27 protein-coding genes are annotated in these 24,517 nt (G+C 64.6%); 24 read left to right on the top strand and 3 right to left on the bottom strand.

Going from position 1 to position 24,517, the window contains the following annotated elements; all coding sequences use genetic code 11:
* The first annotated feature begins 4 nt into the window (after positions 1–4).
* From fliF to GYH29_RS16025, 17 genes are all read left to right on the top strand, one after another.
* Entirely contained in the window at positions 5–1,705 is a 1,701-nt protein-coding gene (fliF, locus tag GYH29_RS16105; protein ID WP_232060409.1) for a flagellar basal-body MS-ring/collar protein FliF, read from the top strand.
* On the top strand, positions 1,689–2,741 hold the full coding sequence (locus GYH29_RS16100) for a flagellar motor switch protein FliG (protein ID WP_019103733.1): 1,053 nt from the start codon (positions 1,689–1,691) through the stop codon (positions 2,739–2,741). The genes fliF and GYH29_RS16100 overlap by 17 nt, the downstream gene beginning before the upstream one ends.
* Complete coding sequence (gene fliH / locus GYH29_RS16095; protein ID WP_043633262.1) at positions 2,738–3,445, top strand: flagellar assembly protein FliH; 708 nt, start codon at positions 2,738–2,740, stop codon at positions 3,443–3,445. The genes GYH29_RS16100 and fliH overlap by 4 nt, the downstream gene beginning before the upstream one ends.
* Positions 3,446–3,448: 3 nt before the next feature.
* Entirely contained in the window at positions 3,449–4,762 is a 1,314-nt protein-coding gene (gene fliI / locus GYH29_RS16090; RefSeq protein ID WP_019103734.1) for a flagellar protein export ATPase FliI, read from the top strand.
* Positions 4,759–5,193: a flagellar export protein FliJ gene (gene fliJ, locus GYH29_RS16085; RefSeq protein WP_019103735.1), complete on the top strand. Its 435-nt coding sequence runs from the start codon at positions 4,759–4,761 to the stop codon at positions 5,191–5,193. The genes fliI and fliJ overlap by 4 nt, the downstream gene beginning before the upstream one ends.
* A gap of 110 nt (positions 5,194–5,303) precedes the next feature.
* The gene (gene fliD, locus GYH29_RS16080; RefSeq protein WP_019103736.1) at positions 5,304–6,647 is read left to right on the top strand and encodes a flagellar filament capping protein FliD; all 1,344 of its coding nucleotides are present in this window, start codon (positions 5,304–5,306) and stop codon (positions 6,645–6,647) included.
* A gap of 126 nt (positions 6,648–6,773) precedes the next feature.
* Entirely contained in the window at positions 6,774–7,166 is a 393-nt protein-coding gene (gene fliS, locus GYH29_RS16075) for a flagellar export chaperone FliS (RefSeq protein WP_019103737.1), read from the top strand.
* A complete protein-coding gene (locus tag GYH29_RS16070; RefSeq protein ID WP_019103738.1) occupies positions 7,153–7,440 on the top strand; it encodes a hypothetical protein in 288 nt (95 codons plus the stop codon). The genes fliS and GYH29_RS16070 overlap by 14 nt, the downstream gene beginning before the upstream one ends.
* Positions 7,437–8,438 (top strand): flagellar hook-length control protein FliK, encoded by a 1,002-nt coding sequence (locus GYH29_RS16065; RefSeq protein ID WP_052051947.1) that lies wholly within the window; start codon positions 7,437–7,439, stop codon positions 8,436–8,438. The genes GYH29_RS16070 and GYH29_RS16065 overlap by 4 nt, the downstream gene beginning before the upstream one ends.
* A gap of 17 nt (positions 8,439–8,455) precedes the next feature.
* Positions 8,456–8,899 carry a hypothetical protein gene (locus GYH29_RS16060; RefSeq protein ID WP_043590290.1) on the top strand — a complete coding sequence of 148 codons (444 nt, stop codon included), beginning with the start codon at positions 8,456–8,458 and terminating at the stop codon, positions 8,897–8,899.
* Positions 8,900–8,905: 6 nt separating this feature from the next.
* Complete coding sequence (locus GYH29_RS16055; protein WP_043590289.1) at positions 8,906–9,598, top strand: RNA polymerase sigma factor FliA; 693 nt, start codon at positions 8,906–8,908, stop codon at positions 9,596–9,598.
* Positions 9,599–9,615: 17 nt separating this feature from the next.
* The gene (motA, locus tag GYH29_RS16050) at positions 9,616–10,482 is read left to right on the top strand and encodes a flagellar motor stator protein MotA (protein ID WP_019102267.1); all 867 of its coding nucleotides are present in this window, start codon (positions 9,616–9,618) and stop codon (positions 10,480–10,482) included.
* Between the two features lie 13 nt (positions 10,483–10,495).
* Positions 10,496–11,479, top strand: coding sequence for a flagellar motor protein MotB (locus tag GYH29_RS16045; protein WP_081545921.1), 984 nt, complete (start codon positions 10,496–10,498; stop codon positions 11,477–11,479).
* Positions 11,480–11,747: 268 nt separating this feature from the next.
* Positions 11,748–12,395, top strand: coding sequence for a Crp/Fnr family transcriptional regulator (locus GYH29_RS16040; RefSeq protein WP_232060408.1), 648 nt, complete (start codon positions 11,748–11,750; stop codon positions 12,393–12,395).
* A 125-nt stretch (positions 12,396–12,520) separates the two neighbouring features.
* Complete coding sequence (gene flgM, locus GYH29_RS16035; protein WP_019102270.1) at positions 12,521–12,790, top strand: flagellar biosynthesis anti-sigma factor FlgM; 270 nt, start codon at positions 12,521–12,523, stop codon at positions 12,788–12,790.
* Complete coding sequence (flgN, locus tag GYH29_RS16030) at positions 12,791–13,216, top strand: flagellar export chaperone FlgN (RefSeq protein ID WP_019102271.1); 426 nt, start codon at positions 12,791–12,793, stop codon at positions 13,214–13,216.
* Positions 13,197–13,913: a glucosaminidase domain-containing protein gene (locus GYH29_RS16025; protein WP_232060407.1), complete on the top strand. Its 717-nt coding sequence runs from the start codon at positions 13,197–13,199 to the stop codon at positions 13,911–13,913. Before flgN ends, GYH29_RS16025 begins: the two co-directional genes overlap by 20 nt.
* 452 nt (positions 13,914–14,365) lie before the next feature.
* Here GYH29_RS16025 and GYH29_RS16020 read toward each other — a convergent pair whose 3' ends face one another.
* From GYH29_RS16020 to GYH29_RS16010, 3 genes are all read right to left on the bottom strand, one after another.
* On the bottom strand, positions 14,366–14,773 hold the full coding sequence (locus tag GYH29_RS16020; protein WP_107732657.1) for a VOC family protein: 408 nt from the start codon (positions 14,771–14,773) through the stop codon (positions 14,366–14,368).
* A 187-nt stretch (positions 14,774–14,960) separates the two neighbouring features.
* A complete protein-coding gene (locus tag GYH29_RS16015; RefSeq protein ID WP_019102274.1) occupies positions 14,961–16,139 on the bottom strand; it encodes an MFS transporter in 1,179 nt (392 codons plus the stop codon).
* A 15-nt stretch (positions 16,140–16,154) separates the two neighbouring features.
* Positions 16,155–16,889, bottom strand: coding sequence for a hypothetical protein (locus GYH29_RS16010; RefSeq protein ID WP_161524124.1), 735 nt, complete (start codon positions 16,887–16,889; stop codon positions 16,155–16,157).
* Between the two features lie 417 nt (positions 16,890–17,306).
* On the opposite strand from GYH29_RS16010, the gene GYH29_RS16005 reads away from it, so the two are divergent.
* The 7 genes from GYH29_RS16005 (at position 17,307) to frdD (ending at position 24,224) form a co-directional block, all read left to right on the top strand.
* Positions 17,307–17,858: a GNAT family N-acetyltransferase gene (locus GYH29_RS16005; RefSeq protein WP_039755377.1), complete on the top strand. Its 552-nt coding sequence runs from the start codon at positions 17,307–17,309 to the stop codon at positions 17,856–17,858.
* A 191-nt stretch (positions 17,859–18,049) separates the two neighbouring features.
* Entirely contained in the window at positions 18,050–19,375 is a 1,326-nt protein-coding gene (locus GYH29_RS16000; protein ID WP_043590280.1) for a methyl-accepting chemotaxis protein, read from the top strand.
* Positions 19,376–19,570: 195 nt separating this feature from the next.
* Positions 19,571–20,896, top strand: coding sequence for an anaerobic C4-dicarboxylate transporter (locus GYH29_RS15995; RefSeq protein WP_043633291.1), 1,326 nt, complete (start codon positions 19,571–19,573; stop codon positions 20,894–20,896).
* A gap of 13 nt (positions 20,897–20,909) precedes the next feature.
* Positions 20,910–22,694, top strand: a complete 1,785-nt coding sequence (frdA, locus tag GYH29_RS15990; protein WP_161524123.1) for a fumarate reductase (quinol) flavoprotein subunit — start codon at positions 20,910–20,912, stop codon at positions 22,692–22,694.
* On the top strand, positions 22,691–23,467 hold the full coding sequence (locus GYH29_RS15985) for a succinate dehydrogenase/fumarate reductase iron-sulfur subunit (RefSeq protein ID WP_019104347.1): 777 nt from the start codon (positions 22,691–22,693) through the stop codon (positions 23,465–23,467). The genes frdA and GYH29_RS15985 overlap by 4 nt, the downstream gene beginning before the upstream one ends.
* A complete protein-coding gene (locus tag GYH29_RS15980; protein WP_161524122.1) occupies positions 23,464–23,862 on the top strand; it encodes a fumarate reductase subunit C in 399 nt (132 codons plus the stop codon). Before GYH29_RS15985 ends, GYH29_RS15980 begins: the two co-directional genes overlap by 4 nt.
* Positions 23,859–24,224: a fumarate reductase subunit FrdD gene (frdD, locus tag GYH29_RS15975; protein WP_161524121.1), complete on the top strand. Its 366-nt coding sequence runs from the start codon at positions 23,859–23,861 to the stop codon at positions 24,222–24,224. Before GYH29_RS15980 ends, frdD begins: the two co-directional genes overlap by 4 nt.
* Positions 24,225–24,517: the final 293 nt, after the last annotated feature.

Below are 24,517 nucleotides of genomic sequence, written 5' to 3'. Positions count from 1 at the left end.
GCCCGTGTTGAATCGTTTTCGCAGCGGCGTCGCGGCCGTGCAAACCCGTCTGGGCGGCCGTTGGCCCGTTTCCGGAGACTCCTTGCGCCTGGCGCTGCCCATCGTCGCGCTGGCCATAGGCGTCACCGTCATGATCAGCCTGTGGCTGTGGCGCGACGACGCCAGCTACAAGCCAGTGTTCGGCGCACAGGAAAAAGTGGTGGCCGCCGACATGATGGCGGTGCTCGACGCCGAAAAAATCCCTTATCGCATCCATCCGCAAACCGGCCAGGTGTTGGTGCCGGACAGCCAGCTGGGCCGCGTGCGCATGCAGCTGGCGGCCAAGGGCGTGGTGGCGCAGCTACCGTCCGGCCTGGAGTTGTTGGACAAGAACGACCCGCTGGGCGTCAGCCAGTTTGTGCAGGACGTGCGTTTCCGCCGCGGACTGGAAGGCGAGCTGGTGCAAAGCATTCTGGCGCTGGAGCCGGTGTCCGCGGCGCGCGTGCATCTGTCGCTGCCGCGCGCCACGTCCTTCGTCGGCGCTGCCAACGACAAGGGCTCCGCCTCGGTGGTGGTGACCCTCAAGCCCGGCCAGCAACTGAACAATGAGCAAGTGGCCGCGGTGATCAAGCTGGTGGCCGGCAGCGTGTCCACGCTGTCGCCGTCTCAGGTCACTCTGGTGGACCAGGCAGGCAATCTACTGTCTTCCCGCGTGGATTTGAGCGACGACGGCATGCTGGGGGGCAATGAGAGCGACGCCGCGCGACGCTTCCGCGAGGAAGCGCTGCAAAACGTTCGCGACCTGCTGACCCCGGTGTTGGGCAAGGACAATTTCAAGGTGAGCGTCACCGCCGACGTGGACAACGACCGCGTAGAGGAAACCCGCGAGAAATACGGCGAAGCGCCCAAGGTCACCAACGAGGCCTCCCGCGAGGAAACCTCCACCGAGAAAATGGCCTTGGGCGTGCCCGGTTCGCTGAGCAACCGTCCGGTCAACACCGACGCCTCCGGCTCCGCCTCGGAAAAAGCCGGCAACAGCAAGAACGCCGTCACCCGCCAATACGCTTACGACCGCAGCGTCACCCAGATCAAGAAGGCGCGCGGCACGCTGCGCCGCCTGAGCGTGGCCGTGGTGTTGAACCAGGCCGCCGCGCCGGCCAGGGGCGGCTGGAAGCCGGCGGAGCTGGCCAATGTGGACAAGGTGCTGCGCAACGGCCTGGGCATCCACGCCGAGCGCGGCGACACCCTGGCGGTGTCCACGCTCAACTTCTCCGCGCTGTCCGAGCCGGAGCCGATCTGGATGCAGCAAGACACCTGGTTCGAAGCCGCGCGCTGGGCCGTTTACGCCTTCGGTGTGCTGCTGGCCTACCTGTTGCTGGCGCGTCCGCTGCTGAAGATGCTGCGCCAGCTGACCGACCGCCAACTGCGCGAATACCAGCAGCCGGAAGCGCTGGAATTGAAACCCGATCCATTGATGGACGGCGCCGATCTGCGCGCCGCGCGCCAGGCTCAGTTGTCCTCCGCGCCGCAACCGGCTGCCTTGGCCGCCGCGGCCGGCGCCGGCGGAAGCCCGGTGGTGCCGCTGCTGGAAAACTACGATCTGCCGCCGGCCGGCTCCAGCGTCGATGTGTTGGTGGACCATCTGAAGGGCTTGGCCGCCAAAGAGCCGGAACGCGTCGCCGAAGTCGTCAAACAATGGGTGCAGAAAAATGGACGAAACCAATAACGCCGTAGCGCCGGCCCTGCCGCCGGCCGCCGCCGCGCCCGCCGCAGATGCGATGAACACCATCGAGCAGGCCGCCGTGCTGCTGTTGTGCATGGGCGAAGAGCCCGCCGCCGCCGTGCTGCGCTGTCTGAGCCGCGAAGAACTGCTGCAAGTGACCCAGGCGATGTCCGGCATGAGCGGCATCAAGGTGGACGCGGTCAAGACCACGATTCAGAAATTCTTCGACGAATACCGCGAGCAGAGCGGGGTGCACGGCGCCAGCCGCGCCTTTCTCAAGCGCTCGCTGGACCTGGCGCTGGGCAGCGACATCGCCAACAGCGTGCTGGACACCATCTACGGCGACGCCATCCGCCCCAAGATGGCGCGGCTGCAATGGGTGTCGCCGCAATGGCTGGCGGACCGCATCGCCGGCGAACACGTGCGCATGCAGGCGGTGTTCCTCGCCTTCCTGCCGCCGGCGCTGGCCGGCCAGGTGGTGGACGCGCTGCCGGCGGATAGCCGCGACAGCGTGCTGGTCAACGTGGCCCGGCTCAAGGACGTGGACCGCGAGCTCTTGGAAGAGCTGGAAGAACTGGTCAACCGCTGTCTGGAAAGCCTGCACACCCAGAGCACCGCGGTGGAAGGCATGCAGCAGACCGCCGACATCCTCAACCGCCTGCCGGGCGACCGCCAGCGCATGATGGAACTGCTGCGCGCCCACGATCCGGACATCGTCGAGGAAATCGAAACCCGCATGTACGACTTCTTCATCCTGTCGCGCCAGACCGAAGCCGTGCTGATGCGCATCAGCGAAGACATTCCGCTGGAGCAATGGGCCATCGCGCTCAAGGGCGCGGAGCCGGCGGTGCGCGAAGCCATCGTCCAGACCATGCCGCGCCGTCAGGCGCAGAACTTCGACGCCATGATGCGCCGCTCCGGCCCGGTGCCGCTCAGCCGCGTGGAAGAAGTGCGGGCGGACATCATGGCCCAGGTCAAACAGCTGGCCCAGGCCGGTGAAATCGACCTGCAGCTGTTCCCCGAGGAAGTGGTCGAGTGAAGGCCTGGCGCCCCTTCCGCTTCCCGCCGCTGATCCACAGCGCGCTGGACCTGCCGCTGGACGCGCAGGATTCCGCCCAGATCCAGGCCTCCGCCGCCGATGGTTTCCGTCAGGGCATGGACGCCGGTTACAACGAAGGCCTGGCCAGCGGCGAAGCCGCCGGCCGTGAAGCCGGCTACGCCGCTGGCCTGGAACAGGGCCGCCAGGAAGGGTTGGCGGCGGCGCGCCGCGAAGCCCGGGCGGAGCTGGCCGATCTGGGCCGGCCGCTGGAAGCCGCGCTGGCCGAGCTGCGCCGCGTCAGCGAGGAGTACCAGGCGGCGATGCGCGACGAAGTGGTGGAACTGGTGGCCAAAGTGGCGCGCCAGGTGATCCGCTGCGAGTTGGCGCTCAAGCCGGTGCAGATCCTCGACCTGGTGGACGAAACCCTGGCCGCGCTGCCGCCGGGCCAATACCAGCAGGACGAGGTGGAAATCTTGCTCAACGCCGAGGAGTGCCAGCGCATCCGCGAACTGGCGCCGGAGCGCGCCGCGCGCTGGCGTTTGGTGGCCGACGCGCAACTGCCGCACGGAGAGTGCCGAATCCGCACGCCGGAATCCGAGGCCGACGCCGGCTGCCAGCAGCGGCTGGAAGCCTGCATCGCCACCGTGCGCGAACAACTGCAAAGCGACGCCGTCGAGCCGGCGGCGGAACAGGCGGAGGCTTAAGCCATGTTGCGTCAGGCGCTGGGACGACTGGAATTGCCGGAGGTGCCGGTGGCCACCGTCAGCGGCCGCCTGGTGGGCGCGTCCGGCCTGCTGCTGGAAAGCGTAGGCTGCCCGTTGGAAACCGGCCAGCGCTGCGTGATTGAAACCACCGGCGGCGGTTGGCTGCAAGCCCAGGTGGTGGGCTTCAAGCGCGAAGTTTCCTATCTGATGCCGTTCAAGAAGCCGGTGGGCCTGACCACCGGCGCGCGGGTGTTGCCGGCCGCAGACGGCGGCGGCCTGATGATAGGCCCGTCCTGGCTGGGCCGCATCGTCAACGGTCTGGGCGAGCCGCTGGACGGCCTGGGCCGCCTGGGCGGCGAACAGCCGCTGGCCGCCCATCCGCCGCAGGTCAATCCTTTGAAGAAACAACCGGTGTCCGCGCCGCTGGACGTGGGCGTGCGCGCGATCAACAGCCTGCTCACCATTGGGCGCGGCCAGCGCGTCGGCCTGTTCGCCGGCTCCGGCGTCGGCAAGAGCGTCTTGCTGGGTATGATCACCCGCCATACCGAGGCCGATGTGGTGGTGGTGGGACTGATCGGCGAGCGCGGCCGCGAAGTACGGGAGTTCGTCGAGCACTCGCTGGGCGAAGCCGGCCTGGCCAAGGCGGTGCTGGTGGTGGCGCCGGCCGACGAATCGCCGCTGATGCGGCTCAAGGCCACCGAACTGACCCACACCATCGCCGCCCACTTTCGCGACCAGGGCCGCAATGTGCTGCTGCTGGTGGATTCGCTGACCCGCTATGCGATGGCGCAGCGCGAAGTGGCGCTGGCGCTGGGCGAACCGCCGGCCACGCGAGGCTATCCGCCTTCGGTGTTCGGCCTCTTGCCCTCGCTGGCGGAGAGCGCCGGCAACGGCGAGGGCGGCGCCGGCAGCATGAGCGCCATCTACACCGTGCTGGCCGAAGGCGACGACCAGCAAGACCCGGTGGTGGACACCGCGCGCGCCATTCTGGACGGCCACATCGTGCTGTCGCGCGAACTGGCCGAGCGCGGCCATTATCCGGCGATAGACATCGGCCGCTCGGTCAGCCGCTGCATGAGCCAGCTCACCGAGGCGGAACACGCGGAGGCGGCGCGCGGCGCGCGCGGCGCCTGGTCCCGTTACCAGGAAGTCCGCAGCCTGATCCCCTTGGGCGGTTATGTGGCCGGCGCAGACGCCGACACCGACCGCGCGGTGCGGCTGATGCCCCGGCTGGAGGCTTTCCTGCGCCAGGGCGCGGCCGAGGCCGCGAGCTATGAAGACAGCCGGAACGGTTTGATGGAGATGATAGCGACATGAGCCAGCCCGAAGACGTGCGCCGCCTGGGCCTGATGGTCCAATTGCGGCAACAGGACGTGGACCGCCTGCAAAGCGAGGTGGAAGGCAAGCGCCAGCTGCAGGAGCGCTATCGCCGCAACATTTTGCGCATGGGCGAGCTGTGCGGGCAGAGCGGCGCCAGCGCCGACGCCGGCCACCCGGCTTTGGCGCGCAATTGCGCCGACTACAAGGGCGCGTTGCTGGGGCTGATGGCCTCGCAGCAGCAGGATCTGCAACTGGCCGAGGCGGACGCCGCGGTCAGTCAGCGCGCGCTGTTGCAAGCCAGCCTGCGCCGCGAAGTGATGGTCCAGGTGCGCGATCAGGCGGCGGAAAGCCTGCTGCGTCTGCGGCTGAAGAAAGAACAGAAACAAACCGATGAACTGGCCGGGCAAGCCTGGCTGCGCGGAACGTGATTATTCACGGCGGCTCAAGAAAAGCCGGACGGCGGTCGCACTGAACAGTCACTACCATCCATCTTCCGCCCGGACGCCGATCCGGCCCGCGCACAGCGAAAGGATTCCAAATGGCTATCGATTTCAGCAAGACTCCGCCTTCGGCGCTGGCCCAAAACGCCGCCAGCCTGTACCTGCAAGACGCCCAGAACCAACTGGACAACCAGAGCAAGGCGGCGCAGGCGCGCGGCGACGCGCTGAACAAGCTGCAAAAAGCCTTGCAGGACTATCGCAGCGCGCTGTCCGGCATCACCAGCAAGAAAAGCCTGGTGGCGATGAGCGCCAGCATCAGCCAGGAAGGCTTCGGCAGCGTCAGCGCCAAGGGCAACGCCCAGCCGGGCAACTACTCGCTGTTCATCGAACAAGTGGCCACCGCCCACCAGATGTCTTTTGGCAGCCTGTCCGGCGCCAAGGCCCAGGCCGGCGACAAGATCACCATCCGCCAGGGCAGCGACAGCTTTGAAGTGGACCTCAGCAGCGCTGACCGCGACGGCGACGGCAATCTGTCCCCGTCGGAACTGGCCTTGGCCATCAACCGCGCCAGCGGCAACAGCGGCAAGGTCAACGCCATGGTGTTGAACAACGGCGGCACTAGCCAGCTGGTGATGTCCTCCGGCAAGACAGGCGAAAGCGGCGTCGTCACGCTGGACCTGAGCCAGGTCAGCGACGCCGGCCTCAAGAGCGGCCTCGCCAGTCCCAAGGAACTGACCAAGGGGCAGGACGCCATCGTCTGGCTGGGCAATAAGGATACCGGCGTGCAGATGAAGCAGGCGTCCAATACCTTCGAAAGCATAGACGGGGTCAACCTGACCATCAGCAAGGCGATGAAGCCGGGCGACACCCCGTTGCAGCTCAATGTCGCGCGCAACGAGGCCGACACCGTGAGCAATGTGCAGGGCTTCGTGGACAGCTACAACAAGCTGGCCAGCGCTATCGCCGATCTGTCCGCGCCGGGCAAGGAAGGCAAGACCGGCGGCCCCTTCGCCAGCGACTCCGGCATCCGCAGCCTGAAAGACGGCATCAACGGCTTGCTGCGTCAGGAATACGACGGCATCACCCTGAACCAGCTGGGCATCAAGGCCAACCGCGACGGCACCCTGAGCCTGGACAGCAAGAAACTGAACGACACCCTGAAGGACAAGCCGGACGCGCTGGACCGTTTCGTCAACGGCGACAACAAGAACGGCGTGGTCAAGCAAAGCAGCGACTACCTGGACAAATGGCTGAACGGCAGCAGCGGTCTGCTCAAGCTGCGCAAGGACTCCGAAGCCCGCATCCAGAAAGACCTGGACAGCCGCCAAGTGCGGCTGAAAGCCCAGTACGACCAGAGCTACAAGCGTTACCTGACGCAGTTCACCCAGCTGCAGAAGATGCAGGAGGACATGCAGAAGACTCTGGGCATGCTGTCTTTCTGAGCATGCGCACGATCCGTCGCGAGATCGCGAATAGGCTCTGAATCCGTCGCCGGATTAGCTTGGCCGCATTGAATTCGGCGGGAGGGACGACCTCCCGCCTATTGATTAGAACAGGAGCACGACAACGTGGATTACGACGCCTACCGCAGCTATCACGCGGTCAATCTGGAAGCGCAGACCCACTCCGCCTCGCCGGTGCAGTTGGTGCTGGTGCTGTTCGACGGCCTGCTGGAAGAAATGGCGCGCGCGCGCGGCCATCTGGAAAACCAGCGCTACGAGCAAAAGGGCGAAAGCATCAGCAAGTGCATCAACATCCTCAACGGCCTGTCCAGCGCGCTGGACTTCGACTCCGGCGGCGAGGTGGTCACCAATCTGGCGCGGCTCTACGACTACTGCGCCTACCGGCTCTACCACGCCAGCGTGAACTTGGATGTGGCGGCGCTGGACGAGGCCGAACAGCTGCTGATCAAGCTCAAGGGCGGTTGGATAGGCGTGCGGGACCAGCATGAAGCCGCCTGAGCCGGCCGCGCTGGAAGCCGCCATCCGCCGCGCCTGCGCCGAGCGCGATTGGGAGCGCCTGGCCGCGCTGGACCAACTATTGGCGGAACTGCTGCGCACCCAGCCTCAGGCGCTGGACGCGGCCGCGCGCGCCGCCTTGCGCGCCGCTTACCGCGACGCGCTGGAGGTCTGCCGCGCGGACTCCGCGGAACTGCAAGAAAAAATCGCCGCGCTGAGCCATCAGCGCGAAGCGCAAATCGCCTACGCCGAAGTCAGCGACTGGAATCAAGCATGAACGTATCCTTGCCCCCCAATCTTCTTGCTGGCGGCGCGTCAACGCCCGCCGACGCCGCGCCGGCCGATCCCTTGCTGGACCCGAACGCGGCGGCGCCGGATTCCGGCGGTGATTTCGCCAGCGCCTTGCTGGCCAGCCTGATGGACGGGCAAAACGCCGCGCCGGCGGTCGACGCCGACGCCGAGGCCCCCGCGGGCGACGAAGCCAAGGCGGAGAAGCCGGCCGCGCAGCCCGGCGTCCTTGTCGCTCAGCCTCTGCCGCTGATGCCGGCTGCGCCGCAGCCGCCGGCCCTTGCGCCTCAGGCCGGAGCGCCGGCGCAAGCCGGCGTGGATGCGGCCGCGCGCGTCGCCACGGCGGCGACGTCGCGTCAAACCGCCGAGGCGGCGATGCCGTCGGACGCCTTGTCCGCCGCGATCAACACCCTGGCGCCGCTGCCGGCCAAGCCGGCCGGCGAGGCCCAGGCCGGCCGCGAACTCCCGACGTCGGCGCAACCCGCTTCGCCGCTATTGGCCGCCATTGCGCCGCAGCCGCAGGACAAGGCCGGCGCGCCGCTGCCGGAATGGGCGCCGATCAAGCTGCCGGCGGAGCAGCCGGCCAAGTGGGGCGACAAACTCAGCGCCGCGCTGGGCGAACGTCTGCAAGTGCAAAGCAGCCACGGCATGGACCGCGCGCTGATCCGTCTGGACCCGCCGTCGCTGGGCTCGCTGGAAATTTCCATCCGTCACGAAGCCGGCGCGCTGCAAGTGCAGTTGACCGCCTCGCACGGTGAAGTGGTGCGGCAGCTGCAAGCTATAGGCGACGCGCTGCGCCAGGACCTGTCCAACCGCCAATACACGCAGGTGGCGGTGGATGTGCGCGAAGGCGCGCCGGGGCAGGGCGGCCACGGCCAGCAGCGTCAGGAACGCCAGGGGCAACAGCAGCCGCAACGCGCGCCGGGCCGGGCGCTGGCGGAAGCGGGGCAGGGTGATGGACAAAGCTTCTGGCTGGGCCAGAGCTGAGCAGCGGAAGCACAAGCATGAACAGAAACATCGTAGTGATTTTGATCGTGGCCGTCGCGGCGGCTTTGGCCGCCGGCGGCGGCGCCTGGTGGTGGCTGAGCGCCCGCGCGCCGCAGGCCGCGGCGGCGCCCAAGCCGGCGGCGGCGCCGGATGCGCGCTTCGTCAGCATGGACAAGGTGATCGTAATGCTGCGCGGCGGCGAATCCGCCACCCGCTTCATGGCGGTGGACCTAGTGTTCCGCAGCAATGAAAAGCAGGAGGCGGAGGTCAAGGCCCAACTGCCCTTCCTGAAAAGCATCGCGGTGCGCGCGCTCTCGGAGCTGCCGGCGGACAAGGCGCTGGCGATGAGCATAGACGACTACCAGCGTTTGCTGGCCAAGGCCTATGCCGGCGGTTTTCTGCGCGAGCGACGCGACGCGCCGTTCAGCGAGGTGATGGTTAGCAAGTTGATCATCGAGTAAGCCCCTATGTACGCCTGTTACGACGAGGCCCCGGTCAGCGCCGGCGGCGAAGCCGAGGCGCTGCGCCAGTACGCCCACCTGGTCAAGCGGGTGGCGCGTCAGCTGTCGTCCCAGGCCGGCGGCGTGTTTGACCGCGAAGATATGGAGCAGGTGGGACTGATGGCCTTGCTGGAGAGCCTGCGCCGCTATGGCGAGCCGGACGACAAGTTCGCCGGTTTCGCCATTTTGCGCATCCGCGGCGCCATTCTCGACGAACTGCGCCGGCTGGACTGGCGGCCGCGCTCGGTGCGACAGGAAGCGCACCGCGTGCGCGACGGCCTGCGCCTGCTCAGCCGCAAGCTGGGGCGCGAACCCAGCGAGACGGAGGCGATGCAGCTGCTGGGACTCAGCGCCGAGGCCTATCAGGAAGCGCTGCTGGCGGACAACGCCGAAGCGCTGTCCAGCTTCGACGAACTGATGGCCCAGGGGCTGGAGCCGGCGGCGGAAGACAATCCTGAACAGCGGCTGGCGCTGAAAAGCGCGTTGACCGTGGCCTTGCAGGCGCTTAACCCGCGCGAGCAGCAAGTGATCCAACTGTATTACGAATTTGAACTGAGCCTCAAGGAGATCGCGGCGGTGCTGGCGCTGACCGAAGCCCGCGTCTGCCAGATCAACAAGAGCGCTCTCAAAAAAATGCAGGCTCGCCTACAAGCGGCCTGAGTCCGAGGAAAGAAAACATGCAGCAATTATTCGGCATTCTGATCGTGCTGGTTTGTGTCTTTGGCGGCTTCATGCTGCATGGCGGCATCATGTCGGTGATCTGGCAGCCGGTGGAGCTGCTGATCATTTGCGGCGCCGCCGTCGGCGCCATCGTGCTGGGCAACCCGCAGCACGTGCTCACGGAAATGGGGGGCCAGATCAAGCGCGTCGGCATGCGCAAGAAGTACGACGCGGAATTCCAGCGCCAGCTGCTGCTGCTGATGTACGAACTGCTGATTACCGCCAGCCAGGGCCTGAAGGCGCTGGACGAACACGTGGAGGCCCCGCGTCAAAGCCCCTTGTTCAACCGCTACCCGCTGGTGCTGGAAGAACCCAAGCTGCTGGCCTTCATCGTGGACAATTTCCGCTTGATGGCCATGGGCAAGATCAGCGCCCATGAATTGGAGGGCGTGCTGGATCAGGAACTGGACGCGATTCATGAAGAACTGAACCAGCCGTCCAAGTCGCTGCACAAGATCGCCGAGGCGATGCCGGGCTTCGGCATCCTGGCCGCGGTGCTGGGCATCGTGATGGCGATGAACAGCGTCAGCCAGGGCGCCACCGCGGGCGAGATCAGCGAGAAAGTGGCCGCCGCCATGGTGGGCACCTTCATCGGCATCTTCTTCTGCTACGGCGTGCTGGACCCGCTGTCCAACATGATGCACCAGCTGGTCAAACAGGAGCTGTCCAACTACGAATCGGTGAAAGTGGTGCTGACCACCCACGTATCCGGCAAGCCGCCGCTGCTGGCCATCGACGCCGGCCGCCGCCTGGTGCAACTGAACACCAAGCCCAGCTTCTCTCAGCTGGAAACCTGGATCAACGCGCTGGAAGGCGTGAACTAATCGGATGGCGGGCATGGCGAATAAACCCAATCGCGAGCATGAAGCCGCGGTGATCAAGAAGGTGTCGCGCCGCCAGGATTCCGAAGGGCACGGCGGCGCCTGGAAAGTGGCGTTCGCCGACTTCGTGCTGGCGCTGATGTGTTTGTTCCTGGTGTTGTGGGTGCTGGCCGCGCGCGATCAGGAAAACCTGCAGCAATTGCTGACCGCGGGCGGCGGCAGCCCGCTGAAGGCCGGCGGCTCGCGCAGCATTGAACACACCGGCACCCCGCCGGGCAGCCTGATCCCGCGCGATCCGATTCCGGGCCAGCCCACCACCACCACCAAGGCGGACTCCATGCTGCAGGAGAGCAACAAGGTGGCCAAAAAGACCTTCGACGGCCAAGGTCAGCGCAGCCTGGACAGCGTGGCGGACCTGGAAAAGCTGGCCGGCTTGCTGGCCAAAATGAGCCAGGACGCCGGCTTGGCAAGCAATCTGCAGACCGTGGTCACGCCTTACGGCTTGCGGGTGATGCTGCACGATACCGACAACCAGGGCATGTTCGAGCGCGGCAGCGCCATCGTAGAGCCGCGCTTCAAGCGGCTGCTGCATGAAATGGGCGATATGTTCAGCCATATCGACAATCAATTGCTGATTGTCGGACATACGGACGCCGCGCAATACCGCACCGCCGGCTTCGGTTCGTTTTCGAACTGGGGCTTGTCCAGCAACCGCGCGATGGCGGCGCGGCTGCACTTGCTGGAAGGCGGCATGAACGCCGCGGGCATCCTGCAAGTGGTGGGCATGGCGGACCGGGCGCCGCTGGACGCCGCGCATCCCTTGGCCGCTTACAACCGCCGCATCGAGCTCTTGGTGATGACCAGCAAGCAAGCGCAGGCGGTGGTGGCCATGTTCGGGCCGCCGGGGCAGAGCGGCAATCGCGAGACCAGTGTTGTAAGTTCGCCACTACAGAAATCCGATCTGGATAGCGCGCTGCAAGATGGCCTAACTACCCGATGAACTTTTATTTTTTTGGGTTCGAAACAAAAGCCTGATTCGTTTCAGGCTTTTTTTATGTGTGTTTTTTCACACTTTTGTTAACCGCTAATATTATAATCCGCACCTGATTAATAAAAATCCGAGCGAAAGACTCGGATGATGTTGACAAAAAAAGACGCCAAAAGGCGGCAAACATCTGCGGGAAAGTCGATTCAATCGCAAGACTATCGGGGACGACGTGGTCATGAATGAAAACCACAATATCAAAGCCTTGTTAAGAGGCACACATTTGTTCGGACATCTGGACAATGACAAGCTGGACAAAGCGCTGGGGCTGGCCGAAAGCCGCCGCTTGAGCAAGGGCGAGGTGCTGTACAACGAAGGCGACAGCGCCAACGAGGTCTACCTGCTGGCCAGCGGCTGCATGCAAGTCTTTGTTTCGGATGGGCTCAGCAAAAAATATATTCTGCAAATCTGCGCCTCCGGCGAGCTGATCGGCATGGTCGGCTTCATCGACAGCGGCGAGCGCAGTTCCAATTGCGCGGCGGACGAGGACAGCCACTTGCTGGTGTTTAGCCGCGACAGCCTGATGCAGCTTTTCGATACCGAAGACGGCCTGCCGCACAGCCCGGAGGCCCGCACCCGCATCATGTGCCATCTGGTGCAAGTGGTGCGCCGCATGTCCAACAAGGCCAAGAACCTGGCGCTGATGGACGTGTACGGCCGCGTGCGCATCCTGATCAATCAAATGCTGGAAGAGCAGGACGGCGATGAGATGGTGCTGAAAAAGCAGCTGACCCAGCAGGAAATCGCGGACCAGATCGGCTCCTCCCGCGAGATGGTGGCGCGCATCCTGAAGGAACTGGTGTTTGGCCGATATATCCGTCTGGAAAACCGGCGCATTGTCGTTCTGAAAATGTTACCGGTAAATTTTTAAGTTTTTTTCCAGACTGTCGCCTTGAAGGGGTGAGGGCGGGCCGCAAAGCCCGCTCCGAGCGGCCGCGCAACGCGGCATCAAGCGCCCCAGCCGCTCGCACAGCCAACCCAGACGGATTTCAAACTATGCAAATCAACTCGACCTCGTCGCAACGCCGCGAACTGGCGGTCGGCGGCCAGAGCGCCGCCGCGGAAACGCCGGCCCGCGCGCCCGCGTCCGTCGCCGCGCCCGCCGCGAGCCAGGACATGGCGCCGGCGGTGGCGGAGCTGCGCGCGCTGCCGGACATCGACATGAAACGGGTGGAAGAAGTGCGTGCCGCGCTAGCGCGCGGCGAAGTGCGCTTCGACGCCGCCCGGCTGGCCGACCTGGTGGAGCAATATCACCGGAGCCGCTGAATGAATCGCGAGCAAGCCTTCAAACAACTGCTGGCCACTGTGGGGCAGGACCTGCAAGGCTATGGCCGCTTGGAGCAACTGCTGGAACAGCAGTTCGCCGCCGCGCTGGCGCACCAGGCCGACGAACTGCGGCAATTGGGTTCGGACATCGTCGCCCAGTGCGACGCCTTGCAGCTCAGCCGCGACCAGCGGCTGCAACTGGCCGGCCAATTGCTGGGCGCGGGCCGCGCCGCCTCTATGGACGCGGTGCTCAAGCTCTTGCCCGCCGCCGCGGAGCAAGCCTGCCGTCAGCGTTGGAATGCGCTGGTGGAGCAAATCCGCCTGTGCCAGACCCTAAACCTGCGCAACGGCCAACTACTGCAACAGCAGCAGGACCTGATGAACCGCGTGCTGAATGGAGACAGCGATGTTTACTGTGCGCAATGACATCGGCGCCGGGCCGGACTTCGGCGCCGACACCGTCGCCTTGCCGCTGATGGGCCAGGGCGGCGGGGACGGCGAGCGTTTTGCCGACCAATGGAGCAGCCAGCTGCACGGCGAGGTGCGCGACTTCATCGAAAACGGTTCGGACAGCTGGGCCAGCCTGTCGCCGGAAGGCGCTTGGGCGCGTCAGCGCGTCCAGGATGCCACGCTGGGCGGCAGCATGCCCTACGGCGCGGATCAACAAGCCTTTCTCGACAGCATCGCGCCTTACGCGCAACAAGCCGCCGCCAAGCTGGGCGTGGCGCCTGAACTGGTGTCCGCGCACGCGGCGCTGGAATCCGGTTGGGGTCAGCGTCCGCTGACCCGCGCCGATGGCGGCAGCAATCACAACCTGTTCGGCATCAAGGCCGGCAAGGGCTGGCAGGGCGAAGTCACCAGCGCCTTGACCACCGAGCATGTGGACGGCCGCGATGTGAAGCGGATTGAAAGCTTCCGCGCGTATTCCGGCCTGCAGGACGCTTTCGCCGATTACGCGCAGTTGCTGGCCGGCAACCCGCGTTACCGCGGCGCGCTTGGCGTGGGCGGCAACGCCCAGGCTTTCGCCCAGGCGCTGGCCCAGGGCGGCTACGCCACGGATCCGGGCTATGCGGACAAGTTGCGGAAAGTGGCGGTGGGCATTCAGGCGCGCAAACAGCCCTGAACGCGGACTCACGCAACAGAAACCCCTGAACGCGCCGCTTGCTTCAGGGGTTTTTATATTTGCGGCGCGCGGCCGGTTGTGCGGCGAATAAGGGCCACTGACGATATTTAATACCAATTCAATGCCAGTTTGAATTTCGGTATTTACTCCAAACGAGTGTTTGAATTAGGGACAGTGGTGATGGATTAAATTCCCTATTAACAAAGCGGTCTAGACTAGAGTATTTATGTCTAAATAAAAAAATCAAAGTCAGTAATATTTAAAACCGCCGCCCATGCTCGAGGAGACACCAAGAGGAGATGGATTCCACTAGAACTATCAGTCTCCGGCGAGCAAGGGCGAGACAAGGCGAAAACGAGCGAAAAAGCGGAATGTACAAGTGGTACATGAGCATTTTGAGCTTGTACTCACCGTGCAGCGCATCACGAAGCGCAGCAGACTTTGAACAGGTTCTAAGGGCAGGACGGGCCTTTCAGCTCCACCACATTGCCTTCCGGATCCTGCAGGTATAGCGAGGGGCCCTCGCCTTCGGCGCCGTAACGCTGAGCGGTTTCCCCTGCGCTCAGGCCGTGCCGGGCCAAGTGGGCGCGTATCGCATCCTCATCGAAGGGGTCCACGCGGAAGCAGAAGTGATCCAGATTGCGGCCTTCCGCGGAAGGCGCGCGGCCGCCTGCCCGTCCCAGAGGCCCGTCCACCGGCACCAGGTCCAGCAGCGAACGGCCGGCGCGCAGTTGCAACAGCCCCAAGTCCTCGCGCCGGCGTTCCACGGTGCAACCCAATACCTCGCTGTAAAAACGCTCCATCTTGGCCAGGTTGCTGACCCGCAGCACGATATGATCAATTTCCCGAATGACGATCATGACAATTCCTTAGTTAAACCGCATTTTGTTTTGTGTTTGTCATGATTTGTCCGGCCGGCGAATTTGCAAGCCGATGCCGAAATTGTATTTCTCAATGTCGGCGATAGTTTTGAAACCTGTTCAAAGCCTTGAGAGTCCGGGCAGGATAGGACGCGCTTACCGTGTGAGGTTGGGTTTTGAACCGCTTTCAGGAAGGGTTGGCGCTTGCCGGCCGCAAGCCCGGTCCGAAGGGCAGCAACAAGAGCGCGCCGGCCAGGGTCAAGAGCCCGGTGGCGGCGCAGAACCAGGCGATGGGTCTCGGCTCGCTGCTCAGGCCCAGCAGCAGGGAAGCTGAAAAAATGCCCAGGTTCAGCAAGCTGGCGTGATAAGAATTGAGGGTGCCGCGATAGCGTTCGGACAGCGTACTGAGGCGCGCGTGGTGCAAGGGCCCGGCGCAGCCGTAGCCGAAGGCCCAAAGACTGCCGGCCAACGCCAACTGCCACAAAGCGGCGAGGGGCAGCAGGAAGGACAAGATGCCCAGCGCCGCCGCCAGCGCCGCCGCAGGCAAGGCCGCCTCGCCCAGCCGCCGTTGCAGCGGGGGGCCGCATAGATTCCCCAGCACAACCACCAGGCCGAAGCCGCCGGCGAGCAGACCGCCGCCGGTGGAGCTGAGGGTGAGTTTGCGCGCGGCCACCTCGGCCACTACGGCGCCGAAGCCGGCCACCCAGCCCAGCCACAGATAGCTGACGCACAACCGCCGCCGCGCGCCGGGCGTGCGCCAGGCGCCGGCCAAGGTGGCTAGAAAACCGCCGTCCGCCGTCAGGCGGCCGCCGTCGGCGCGGAACAGCCGCCGCACCGCGGCCCATGCCAGCAAGCCGGCCGCGGCCAGCGCGTAATAGCTGGCCTGCCAACCCGCTGTATCCGCCAGCCTTCCGGCCAGCGCCGGGGTCAGCACGAAGGCCAGCATCAAGCCGATGAAGACCTGGCCCAACTTTTGGCCAAGCTGGGGGCGAGGGGCCAGGTCCGCCACCAGCGCCAGCGCGTTGGGTTGGATCACCGCCGCGCACAGGCCGCTCAGCGCGGACAACGCGACGGCCGCGTTCAGGTTGGGCGCGAGGGGCAGCAGCGCGCAGCACAAGGCGAAGCCGAGCAGGCCCAGTTGCAACGGCGGTTTGCGGCCGAAGCGGTCGGACAGCGGGCCGGCCACCAGCGCGAACACGCCGTAGCACAGCCCGTAAGCGGCGGGCAGATAGGCTATGGCGCTGGAAGGCACGCCGAAATGGCGGCCCATCAAGGCCATCATCGGGCCGGCCGCTACTTCGGCCGAGCCGATGATGAACATGCAGCAGAACAAGGCGCCCAGTTGGGGGCGGCTTATGCTGCCCATGCGCGCCCGTAAGAATCAGAAGAAATGAATCTCAAGCCGGATATCCTCGATATATTGCCAATCTATGCCGTACCGGAGGTAGGCGTCCGGATCATAGACGCCGTCATCGTAAGCGTCGTTGGGATCAATGGACAAGCCGGCGCAAATGTAGCGGCGCAGATAGTCGTGGTCGCTGGGCACGATGGCGGCCTTGCCGCCGCTCGACACGTCGAGAATATAGTTGATGTCGCCCACCTGATAACGCTGAATCAGGGCCTCCGCCTGGCTAAAGCCGATGTCGGCCAGCAGGTCGGCGGCAAAGCGGTTGGCCCCCACCTCGAAGGACACCCGGTCCTTGCGTTTCTGCGCCGTCATCGGCGGCGGCTGATCCAGGCCGCTGCCCTGTCCTGCGGTTTCGTAATAGTGCAGCGCCGTCTGCACCCCGCGCAGATCGTAAATATAGTCGTAGCGCTTGATGTTCTTGCGCTTGGCCGCGCAGATGAAAATATAATGCCCCAGGCTGTGCAGGATCATGAAGGCGCGCGAGGCCGGCGACACCCCGCGCGAAAAGCGGATCTCGCGTCCCTTGATGATGGTTTTGATATTGAACGGATGAGCGTCGGTTTCGGAATACTCCAACTGATACCGCTGTTGCAACTTGGCTTGCAGTCGTTGCAACTCCTGGGTGGACATCATGGCCAGCACTTTTTCGATCTGATCGTCGATGTCTTCGATGACAGGATCTTCCAGTACGGCTTGGTTTAGATTCATGGCGAGGCTCCTTCGCATTGGGGTCGATCAAAGAGCGAGCCTGTGCCGCTCGGCGCGCAGGCGCGGCGGCTGAATATTTGTCCTGTCGTATTATGGCGAAGCCTGACTGATCAGGCGCCGGCCGAAAGGCTAGTTTCAACGCTGTTCCCCAGCCCTTCCGCCGTCGCTCGCTGATGATGCGCACAAGGCAATGCAGGGCTTCTTCTCCGGCGATAGCCCGCAAATCCCGGCTACTTTTAACCTGCGCCTGCCGGCATGAATATCTGAGCCCGTCGCGGGGCTCCGCTCGCATATCGGCTTTCTATTGGCGAGCGATCTTCTAGAATGGAGTGCGGTCTTTCGCTGTACACAATAAAGCGTGGTCGGGTCCACTCGCTTGCCGGGGTGGGGCCGGTCGCCTCATTTCTGGTGCTCGTGATGAATGTGATACCCCCGCCGTCTATCGATCTGCAGGGTTTCAGCCTGCGTCCAATGGAAATGCTGGATATTCCCGACTGGTACGATTATCTGCGCCTGCCGGAGGTGGCGCAGCATCTGCGCTGGGTGCTGCAGTCGGCGGCGGATCTGGCGCCCTTGGTACAGGCCTATCGTTCCGATGAACCGGGCGCGCCGTTGCGGCTGGCCATTGTGGACGATGATCTGGGATGCTTGGCCGGCTCCATCGGTTTTGACGCCGTCTGGCCGGCGGACCGCTGCGCGGAAATCGATTTCGACCTGGCGCCGGCCTATTGGGGGCGCGGGCTGGGCTTGGCGGCTTGCAAGGCGGTTACGGCTTGGGCGTTTACCGGCTGTCGCTTGTACCGGGTGCAGGCGGTGACGCGCGACGGCAACCGGCGCGCCGAGCAATTGTTGCGCGGCTGCGGTTTCCAATACGAGGGCTTGTTGCGCGCATATCGTCAGGTACGAGGCGAGCCGGGCGATTTCAAGATGTTCTCACGGCTGCTTACCGATCCGGATGCGCCGGATTGAGCGACTCGCCTGGTTTCCCTCCTGCCGCCGCCGAAAGGCGGCTTGTTTTTTTGTGAAGCCCCGACCTTTCTACCACCGAGGCGCGGTAGGTGTTTTTACGGTTTGACATTGGCATGGCGGGCTTTGTAAATAATAGAGTGGAAGAGGAGCGCTGACGGCAAGAACTAAGATTCGAGCGGAAGGGTTGCTGCATGTTCAATATGGCGTTGAAACGCAAATTGCAGGACACGGTGGCGGAACTGCATAAGCAGCAGGGCGTGTTGCAGGCGATAGACCGCTCGATGGCGGTGATCGAGTTCTCTCCGGACGGCGTGGTGCGTTCCGCCAACGCCAATTTTGAAGCGGTGATGGGCTACCACGCCAGCGAGGTGATAGGTCAGCATCACCGGTTGTTTTGTCCGGCGGAGTTTGTGAGCAGCCCAGAGTACGGTAACTTTTGGAGTAGGTTGCGGCAGGGGCATTTCGTCAGCGACCGCTTCAAGCGAGTGACCAAGAACGGGGATATCGTGTGGCTGGAGGCCAGCTACAACCCGGTGCGCGACGAGGCCGGCCAGGTGACGGCGGTGGTCAAGTTCGCGCTGGACGTGACCAAGTCAGTGCAGGCGGAACTGGAAGCGCGCAATACGATGAAGGCGGTCAGCCGTTCGATGGCGGTGATCGAGTTCTCCATCGACGGCATCGTGCTGCGCGCCAACAGCAATTTCCTGAACACGGTGGGCTATAGCGAGCAGGAAATCATCGGGCAGCATCACCGGGCTTTCTGCCCTCCGGAATACGCGCACAGTCCTGCCTATGCCGAGCTGTGGCAGCGATTGAACCAGGGCATCTTCATCGCCGGCAAGTTCGAACGCCGCGACAAGCAGGGCCGGCCCATCTGGCTGGAGGCCAGCTACAACCCCATCGTCAACGACGAGGGGCAAGTCTACAAAGTGATCAAGTTCGCGCTGGACATCACGGAGGAAGAAGAGGCCGCGCAGCGCGACCAGCACCTGGTGAAAGAGGCGCACCGCTTGTCCGCCGCGTCGGACGCGGCCTCGTCCGACGGCTTGGCGGTGATCAAGGACACCATAGGCGAGATGAGTCTGATCGCGGACAGCGCAGAGCGTTCGGTCAAGATCATCGAGGATCTTGACTCCAAGACTTTGCGCATCACCTCCATCGTCAACACCATTCACGAGATTGCCGACCAGACCAATCTGCTGGCCTTGAACGCGGCGATCGAGGCGGCGCGCGCCGGCGAGCAGGGCCGCGGCTTCGCGGTGGTGGCGGACGAGGTGCGCAAGCTGGCCGAGCGCACCAACGCCTCCACCAAGGAAGTGGCCGGCATGATAGACGACATCCGCAACGGCACCTCGTCCGCCAGTGAGAGCATCCATGAAATGCAGGTCAAGGCGCGGATGGGCGAGGAGCATGCCGGCGTGGCCAGTACCTCCATTGATCAGATTCGCAGCAGCACCGCCCAGTTGAGCGAGGTGGTGAGTCATTTTTCGGCGGTGCAGGGGCAGAAAACACTTTAAGAATCTGTTCAAGGGCTATCTTGCTTAGCCGTTGTCAAGGTTGGTAGAGCGGGCGGGAAGCTTTGAAGCACAGGCTGCGTTCAATGCCAATGGTCTGTTTTGGAATCGTTGTGGGCCGGACTTGATCAAGGTCTATTAGCCGATGCTGTTAATCCCCTATAACAGCGGAAAACAATGGCTAATAGGGACAAGATCATGTGGGTTTTCTGGATACAATTCGCGCTGCTGCTGACGGCGATACTGATGGGCATACGCCGAGGCGGCGTGGCCTTGGGCATGATAGGCGGGCTGGGCGTGGCGGTGCTCTGTTTCGTGTTCCGCGTGGCGCCGGCGGAGCCGCCCATCACCGTGATGCTGATCATTCTGGCGGTGGTCACCGCCTCGGCCACGTTGCAAGTGGCCGGCGGCCTGGATTTCCTGGTGCAGCAGGCGGAGCGGCTGATGCGCCGCCATCCGCAGCAAATCACCTTTCTGGCGCCGCTGTCCACCTTCCTGCTCACCATGTGCGTGGGCACCGGTCACGCGGTGTATTCGCTGCTGCCGGTGATCGCCGACGTTTCTCTCAAAACCCGCATCCGCCCGGAACGGCCGATGGCCATGGCCAGCGTGGCCTCGCAAATGGGCATCACCGCCAGCCCGGCGGCGGCGGCGGTGACCTCGCTGCTGGCGATGACCGCCCATAGCGGCCAGCCGCTGACCCTGTGGCAAATCCTGATGGTGACCGCGCCGGCCGGCCTGCTGGGCGTGTTGGCCGCCGCATGCTGGAGCCTGCGCCGCGGCGTGGAGCTGGACCGCGATCCGGAATTCCTGGCTCGGATGCAAGATCCGAACTTCCGCGCCTCGGTGGAACAATCCGTCACTACCCTGGACAAGACGCTGCCGGCGGCGGCGCGGCAATCGGTGGCGCTGTTCTTCGCCGGCATCTTCGTCATCGTGCTGCTGGCGTTGTTTCCGCAATGGCTGCCGGTGAGCCAGGGCAAGCCGGTGCCCATGACCACGGTGGTGCAGTTCGTGATGCTGGCCTTCGGCGCCTTCATCCTGTTCCGTTCCAACGCCAAGGCGGCGGTCATCGCCCGCTCCGAGGTCTTCACCGCCGGCATGATCGCCGTGGTGTCCATCTTCGGCATCGCCTGGATGAGCGATACCTTCGTCAAGGCCAACGAGCCGCTGTTGGTGGCCAATATCAAGGCCATGGTGGCCTACGCGCCGTGGACCTTCGCGCTGGCGATGTTCGCGGTGTCCGCCTTCGTCAAAAGCCAGGCCGCCACGCTCACCATCATGGTGCCCTTCGGTCTGGCGCTGGGCCTGAGCCCGCACCAGCTGCTGGCCATCATGCCCTCCTGCTACGCCTATTTCTTCTTCGCCTTTTATCCCAGCGACCTGGCGGCCATCAATATGGACCGCAGCGGCACCACCCGCATCGGCAAGTATCTGCTCAACCACAGCTTCATGATGCCGGGGCTGATAGGAGTGGGGGTGTCCACGCTGGCGGCGTACGGATTGACGCATTTGTACTTCTAAGTGAGGAAAGCTTGTGGAAACTTACCAAGCAGACATTGTGATCGTGGGAGCGGGGGGCGCGGGCTTGCGCGCCGCCATCGCCGCCGCCCAGGCGGACCCGGAGCTGCGCATCGCGCTGGTGTCCAAGGTCTATCCGATGCGCAGCCACACCGTGGCGGCCGAAGGCGGCTCCGCCGGGGTCAAGCAGGCGCACGACAGCTTCGACGCCCATTTCAACGACACCGTGTCCGGCGGCGACTGGCTGTGCGAGCAGGACGTGGTGGAATACTTTGTGGCTCAATGCCCTGAGGAAATGGTGCAGCTGGAACACTGGGGCTGCCCGTGGAGCCGCAAGGAGGACGGCAGCGTCAATGTGCGCGCCTTTGGCGGCATGAAGATAGAGCGCACCTGGTTCGCCGCCGACAAAACCGGCTTCCACATGCTGCACACCCTGTTCCAGACCTCCATCCGCTTCCCGTCCATCCGCCGCTTCGACGAATACTTCTGCGCGGATCTGATCGTGGAGGACGGCGAGGCGCGCGGCGTGCTGGCCATCGACATCGCCAGCGGCGACAGCCTGCTGATCGAAGCCGGCGCGGTGGTGATGGCCACCGGCGGCGCCGGCCGGGTGTTCCGCGAGAACACCAACGGCGGCATCGTCACCGGCGACGGCATGGCGCTGGCCTACCGCCACGGCGTGCCGCTGCGCGATATGGAATTCGTCCAATACCACCCCACCTGCATGCCCGGCACCGGCCTGTTGTTCACCGAGGCCTGCCGCGGCGAAGGCGGCCTGCTGGTCAACAAGGACGGCTACCGCTATCTGCAGGATTACGGCCTGGGGCCGGCGGAGGACAAGCCGCGCAACAAATTCATGGAACTGGGCCCGCGCGACCGCCTGAGCCAGGCCTTCTGGTACGAGCAGCAACAGGGCCGTACCGTGGAAGGCCCATGGGGCTCCGCGGTGTATCTGGACCTGCGCCACCTGGGCCACGCCAAGCTGCGCGAACGGCTGCCGCAAATCTGCGAGCTGGCGGATGAGTTCCTGGGCATAGACCCGGCCAAGGCGCCGATTCCGGTGCGCCCGGCGGTGCACTACACCATGGGCGGCATCCTGGTGGACGGCCGCTGCGCCGCGCCCATGCCCGGCCTGTTCGCCGCCGGCGAATGCTCCAGCGTGGGCATCCACGGCGCCAACCGCCTGGGCTCCAACTCGCTGGCGGAGCTGTCGGTGTTCGGCAAAGTGGCCGGCGAAGAAGCCGCTCGCTGCGCCCGATCGCGCCGTCCCGCGCGGCGCGAAGCGCTGCAAAAGCAGGCCGAGGCCGCCGAGGCGCGCCTTCACGCGCTGCGCGCGCGCGAAGGGGGCGAACGCATCGCCGAACTGCGCCGCGAAATGGCGGAAACCATGGAAGCCGGCTGCGGCATCTACCGTTTGGAAGCCTCGATGCAGGCCACCTGCGACAAGTTGGCGGAGCTGAAACAGCGCTTCCGCAATGTGCACGTGGAAGACAAATCCAGCGTCTGGAACAGCGACTGGCTGCTGGCCATCGAGCTGGGCTACCAACTGGACGTGGCCGAGGCGATGGCGCATTCCGCGCTGCAACGCCGCGAATCGCGCGGCGCTCACCAGCGGCTGGACGGCTGCGAACAGCGAGACGACCTCAACTTCCTCAAGCACAGCCTCGCCGTCTATCAAGGCGGGGACGCGCCACGCATAGACTACGGCGCGGTGAAGATCACTAAATCGCAGCCGGCGGTGCGCGCCTACGGCGCCGCCGGCCTGGCGGCGGAAGCCGCGGCCAAGGAGGGCAAGGCATGAGCGAACACACCATGACCAGACACACGATGACCGCTCAGACCAAGACCATAGCCGTGATGCGCTACCGGCCGGAGCAGGACAGCGAGCCGTGGCTGCAACACTTTGAAGTCCCTTATCGCGACGACATGTCCGTGCTGCAGGCGTTGCAATACATCCGCGACTACCTGGACGGCGGCCTGGCTTTCCGTTGGTCCTGTCGCCAGGCGATTTGCGGCAGCTGCGGCATGATGGTGAACGGCGTGCCCAAGCTGGCCTGCAAGACCTTTCTGCGCGACTACCCGGACGTGGTGCGTATCGAGGCGCTGAACCACTTCCCGATAGAGCGCGATCTGGTGGTGGTGCTGGACGACTTCATCGCCAAGCTGGAAAGCATTCAGCCCTATATCGTGCCCAAGGAAGACAAGCCGCTGTCCGACGGCGAAACCCTGCAAACCCCGGCGCAGATGGATTGGTACGCCCAGTTCAGCAGCTGCATCAACTGCCTGCTGTGCTACGCCGCCTGCCCGCAATACGGGTTGGACGAAAAGTTTCTGGGGCCCGGCGCCATCGCACTGCTGCACCGCTACAACATGGACACACGCGACGGCGCGGCCGAAGAGCGGATGGAACTGCTGGCCGCGCAGGAGGGGGTGTTCAACTGCACCGCGGTGGGCTATTGCTCCGAGGTCTGCCCCAAAATGGTGGACCCGGCCAATGCGGTGAACCTCAACAAGACGGCGGTGGCCAGGGATTACTTCCTGCGCTTCGCCCGGCCCAAAGGAGGTTGCAAATGAGCAAGCGCAAACCGTATGTCCGGCCGATGGGAGGCTGGTGGCGCAAGAACCCTTACTTCATCGAGTACATGGTGCACGAAGGCACGGCGCTCTTCGTCGCCGGCTACGCGCTGACCCTGCTGTGCGGGCTGTGGCGGCTGAGCCAGGGCGAGGCGGCCTGGAACGGCTTTGTCGCCGCGCTGCAAAGCGCGCCGGCCCTGTTGCTGCACGCGGCGGCGCTGGCCATGATCGCCTACCACAGCTACACCTGGTTCAAGATCATGCCGCGCACGCTGCCGCCGTTGACGCTGGCGGGACGGCGGGTGTCCGCGCTGGCCATCACCGCCGGCGGCCTGGCCGCCGCCGTGGTGTGCAGCGCCGCGCTCTTGATGTTGGTATGGGGGATGACGGCATGAAACCGGGACTGAAACGCTCTCACGCGCCCATCTTCTGGGGCTTGTTTGGCGCCGGCGGCATGCTGGCCGCCTTGTTCGGGCCGATGCTGGTGTTCATCACCGGCATCGCCGCGCCGTTGGGCTGGCTGCCTGCGCGCGCCGTCGATTACGCCACGCTGCAGGCGCTGGCGCAAAGCCTGATCGGCAAGGCGCTGCTGTTCGGCCTGATCGCTTTGCTGCTGTGGCACGCGGCGCACCGCATCTACCACAGCCTGCACGATATCGGCATCCGCGGCGGACCGTTGGCCAAGGCCTGCACCTATGGGGTGGCGGCGCTGGGCACGCTGGCGGCGGCGGGGCTGTTGTTGGCGATGGGGTTCTAATAAGCTGTTCACGATCTATTTGATACGCAGGAGACCGCGTATTCGAGGCGCCCAAACTCCCTTCAAGCCTGCCGTCGGGTGGCAGGCCCGAGGTTTTAAGCGGCTGCCTGTTCGAGCAGCGCGACGTTAGCGCGCTGCGAGTTCAGCCGCGCCTCGGGCCTGACGGGAACCGGCGGGAAGCCGTAGGCCAGGCTTGCAGGGCGGCCTTTAGGGTAAAGGGAGATTTGGCCGTGCAAATCTCCCTTTCCGTTTGACGGGCGGAACCGGCCCTAAATCATCATCCGCGAAGCGGA

This window comes from Chromobacterium haemolyticum, from assembly GCF_009936155.1.
Taxonomy (GTDB): domain Bacteria; phylum Pseudomonadota; class Gammaproteobacteria; order Burkholderiales; family Chromobacteriaceae; genus Chromobacterium; species Chromobacterium haemolyticum.
Note: the sequence above shows the minus strand (reverse complement) of the source record. Positions and strands in the feature narration are given on the sequence as shown.

Excerpts from the sequence above, each read along its gene's own strand:
- GYH29_RS16100 (WP_019103733.1), top strand. The coding sequence starts at position 1,689 with ATGGACGAAACCAATAACGCCGTAGCGCCGGCCCTGCCGCCGGCCGCC.
- GYH29_RS16060 (WP_043590290.1), top strand. The coding sequence starts at position 8,456 with ATGAACAGAAACATCGTAGTGATTTTGATCGTGGCCGTCGCGGCGGCT.
- GYH29_RS16020 (WP_107732657.1), bottom strand. The coding sequence starts at position 14,773 with ATGATCGTCATTCGGGAAATTGATCATATCGTGCTGCGGGTCAGCAAC.
- GYH29_RS15985 (WP_019104347.1), top strand. The coding sequence starts at position 22,691 with ATGAGCGAACACACCATGACCAGACACACGATGACCGCTCAGACCAAG.
- GYH29_RS16045 (WP_081545921.1), top strand. The coding sequence starts at position 10,496 with ATGGCGAATAAACCCAATCGCGAGCATGAAGCCGCGGTGATCAAGAAG.
- flgN (WP_019102271.1), top strand. The coding sequence starts at position 12,791 with ATGAATCGCGAGCAAGCCTTCAAACAACTGCTGGCCACTGTGGGGCAG.
- fliD (WP_019103736.1), top strand. The coding sequence starts at position 5,304 with ATGGCTATCGATTTCAGCAAGACTCCGCCTTCGGCGCTGGCCCAAAAC.
- motA (WP_019102267.1), top strand. The coding sequence starts at position 9,616 with ATGCAGCAATTATTCGGCATTCTGATCGTGCTGGTTTGTGTCTTTGGC.
- GYH29_RS16065 (WP_052051947.1), top strand. The coding sequence starts at position 7,437 with ATGAACGTATCCTTGCCCCCCAATCTTCTTGCTGGCGGCGCGTCAACG.
- flgM (WP_019102270.1), top strand. The coding sequence starts at position 12,521 with ATGCAAATCAACTCGACCTCGTCGCAACGCCGCGAACTGGCGGTCGGC.
- GYH29_RS16010 (WP_161524124.1), bottom strand. The coding sequence starts at position 16,889 with ATGAATCTAAACCAAGCCGTACTGGAAGATCCTGTCATCGAAGACATC.
- fliJ (WP_019103735.1), top strand. The coding sequence starts at position 4,759 with ATGAGCCAGCCCGAAGACGTGCGCCGCCTGGGCCTGATGGTCCAATTG.
- GYH29_RS16055 (WP_043590289.1), top strand. The coding sequence starts at position 8,906 with ATGTACGCCTGTTACGACGAGGCCCCGGTCAGCGCCGGCGGCGAAGCC.
- GYH29_RS16025 (WP_232060407.1), top strand. The coding sequence starts at position 13,197 with ATGTTTACTGTGCGCAATGACATCGGCGCCGGGCCGGACTTCGGCGCC.
- GYH29_RS16005 (WP_039755377.1), top strand. The coding sequence starts at position 17,307 with ATGAATGTGATACCCCCGCCGTCTATCGATCTGCAGGGTTTCAGCCTG.
- GYH29_RS16070 (WP_019103738.1), top strand. The coding sequence starts at position 7,153 with ATGAAGCCGCCTGAGCCGGCCGCGCTGGAAGCCGCCATCCGCCGCGCC.
- frdD (WP_161524121.1), top strand. The coding sequence starts at position 23,859 with ATGAAACCGGGACTGAAACGCTCTCACGCGCCCATCTTCTGGGGCTTG.
- GYH29_RS16000 (WP_043590280.1), top strand. The coding sequence starts at position 18,050 with ATGTTCAATATGGCGTTGAAACGCAAATTGCAGGACACGGTGGCGGAA.
- GYH29_RS15980 (WP_161524122.1), top strand. The coding sequence starts at position 23,464 with ATGAGCAAGCGCAAACCGTATGTCCGGCCGATGGGAGGCTGGTGGCGC.
- GYH29_RS15995 (WP_043633291.1), top strand. The coding sequence starts at position 19,571 with ATGTGGGTTTTCTGGATACAATTCGCGCTGCTGCTGACGGCGATACTG.
- fliI (WP_019103734.1), top strand. The coding sequence starts at position 3,449 with ATGTTGCGTCAGGCGCTGGGACGACTGGAATTGCCGGAGGTGCCGGTG.
- GYH29_RS16015 (WP_019102274.1), bottom strand. The coding sequence starts at position 16,139 with ATGGGCAGCATAAGCCGCCCCCAACTGGGCGCCTTGTTCTGCTGCATG.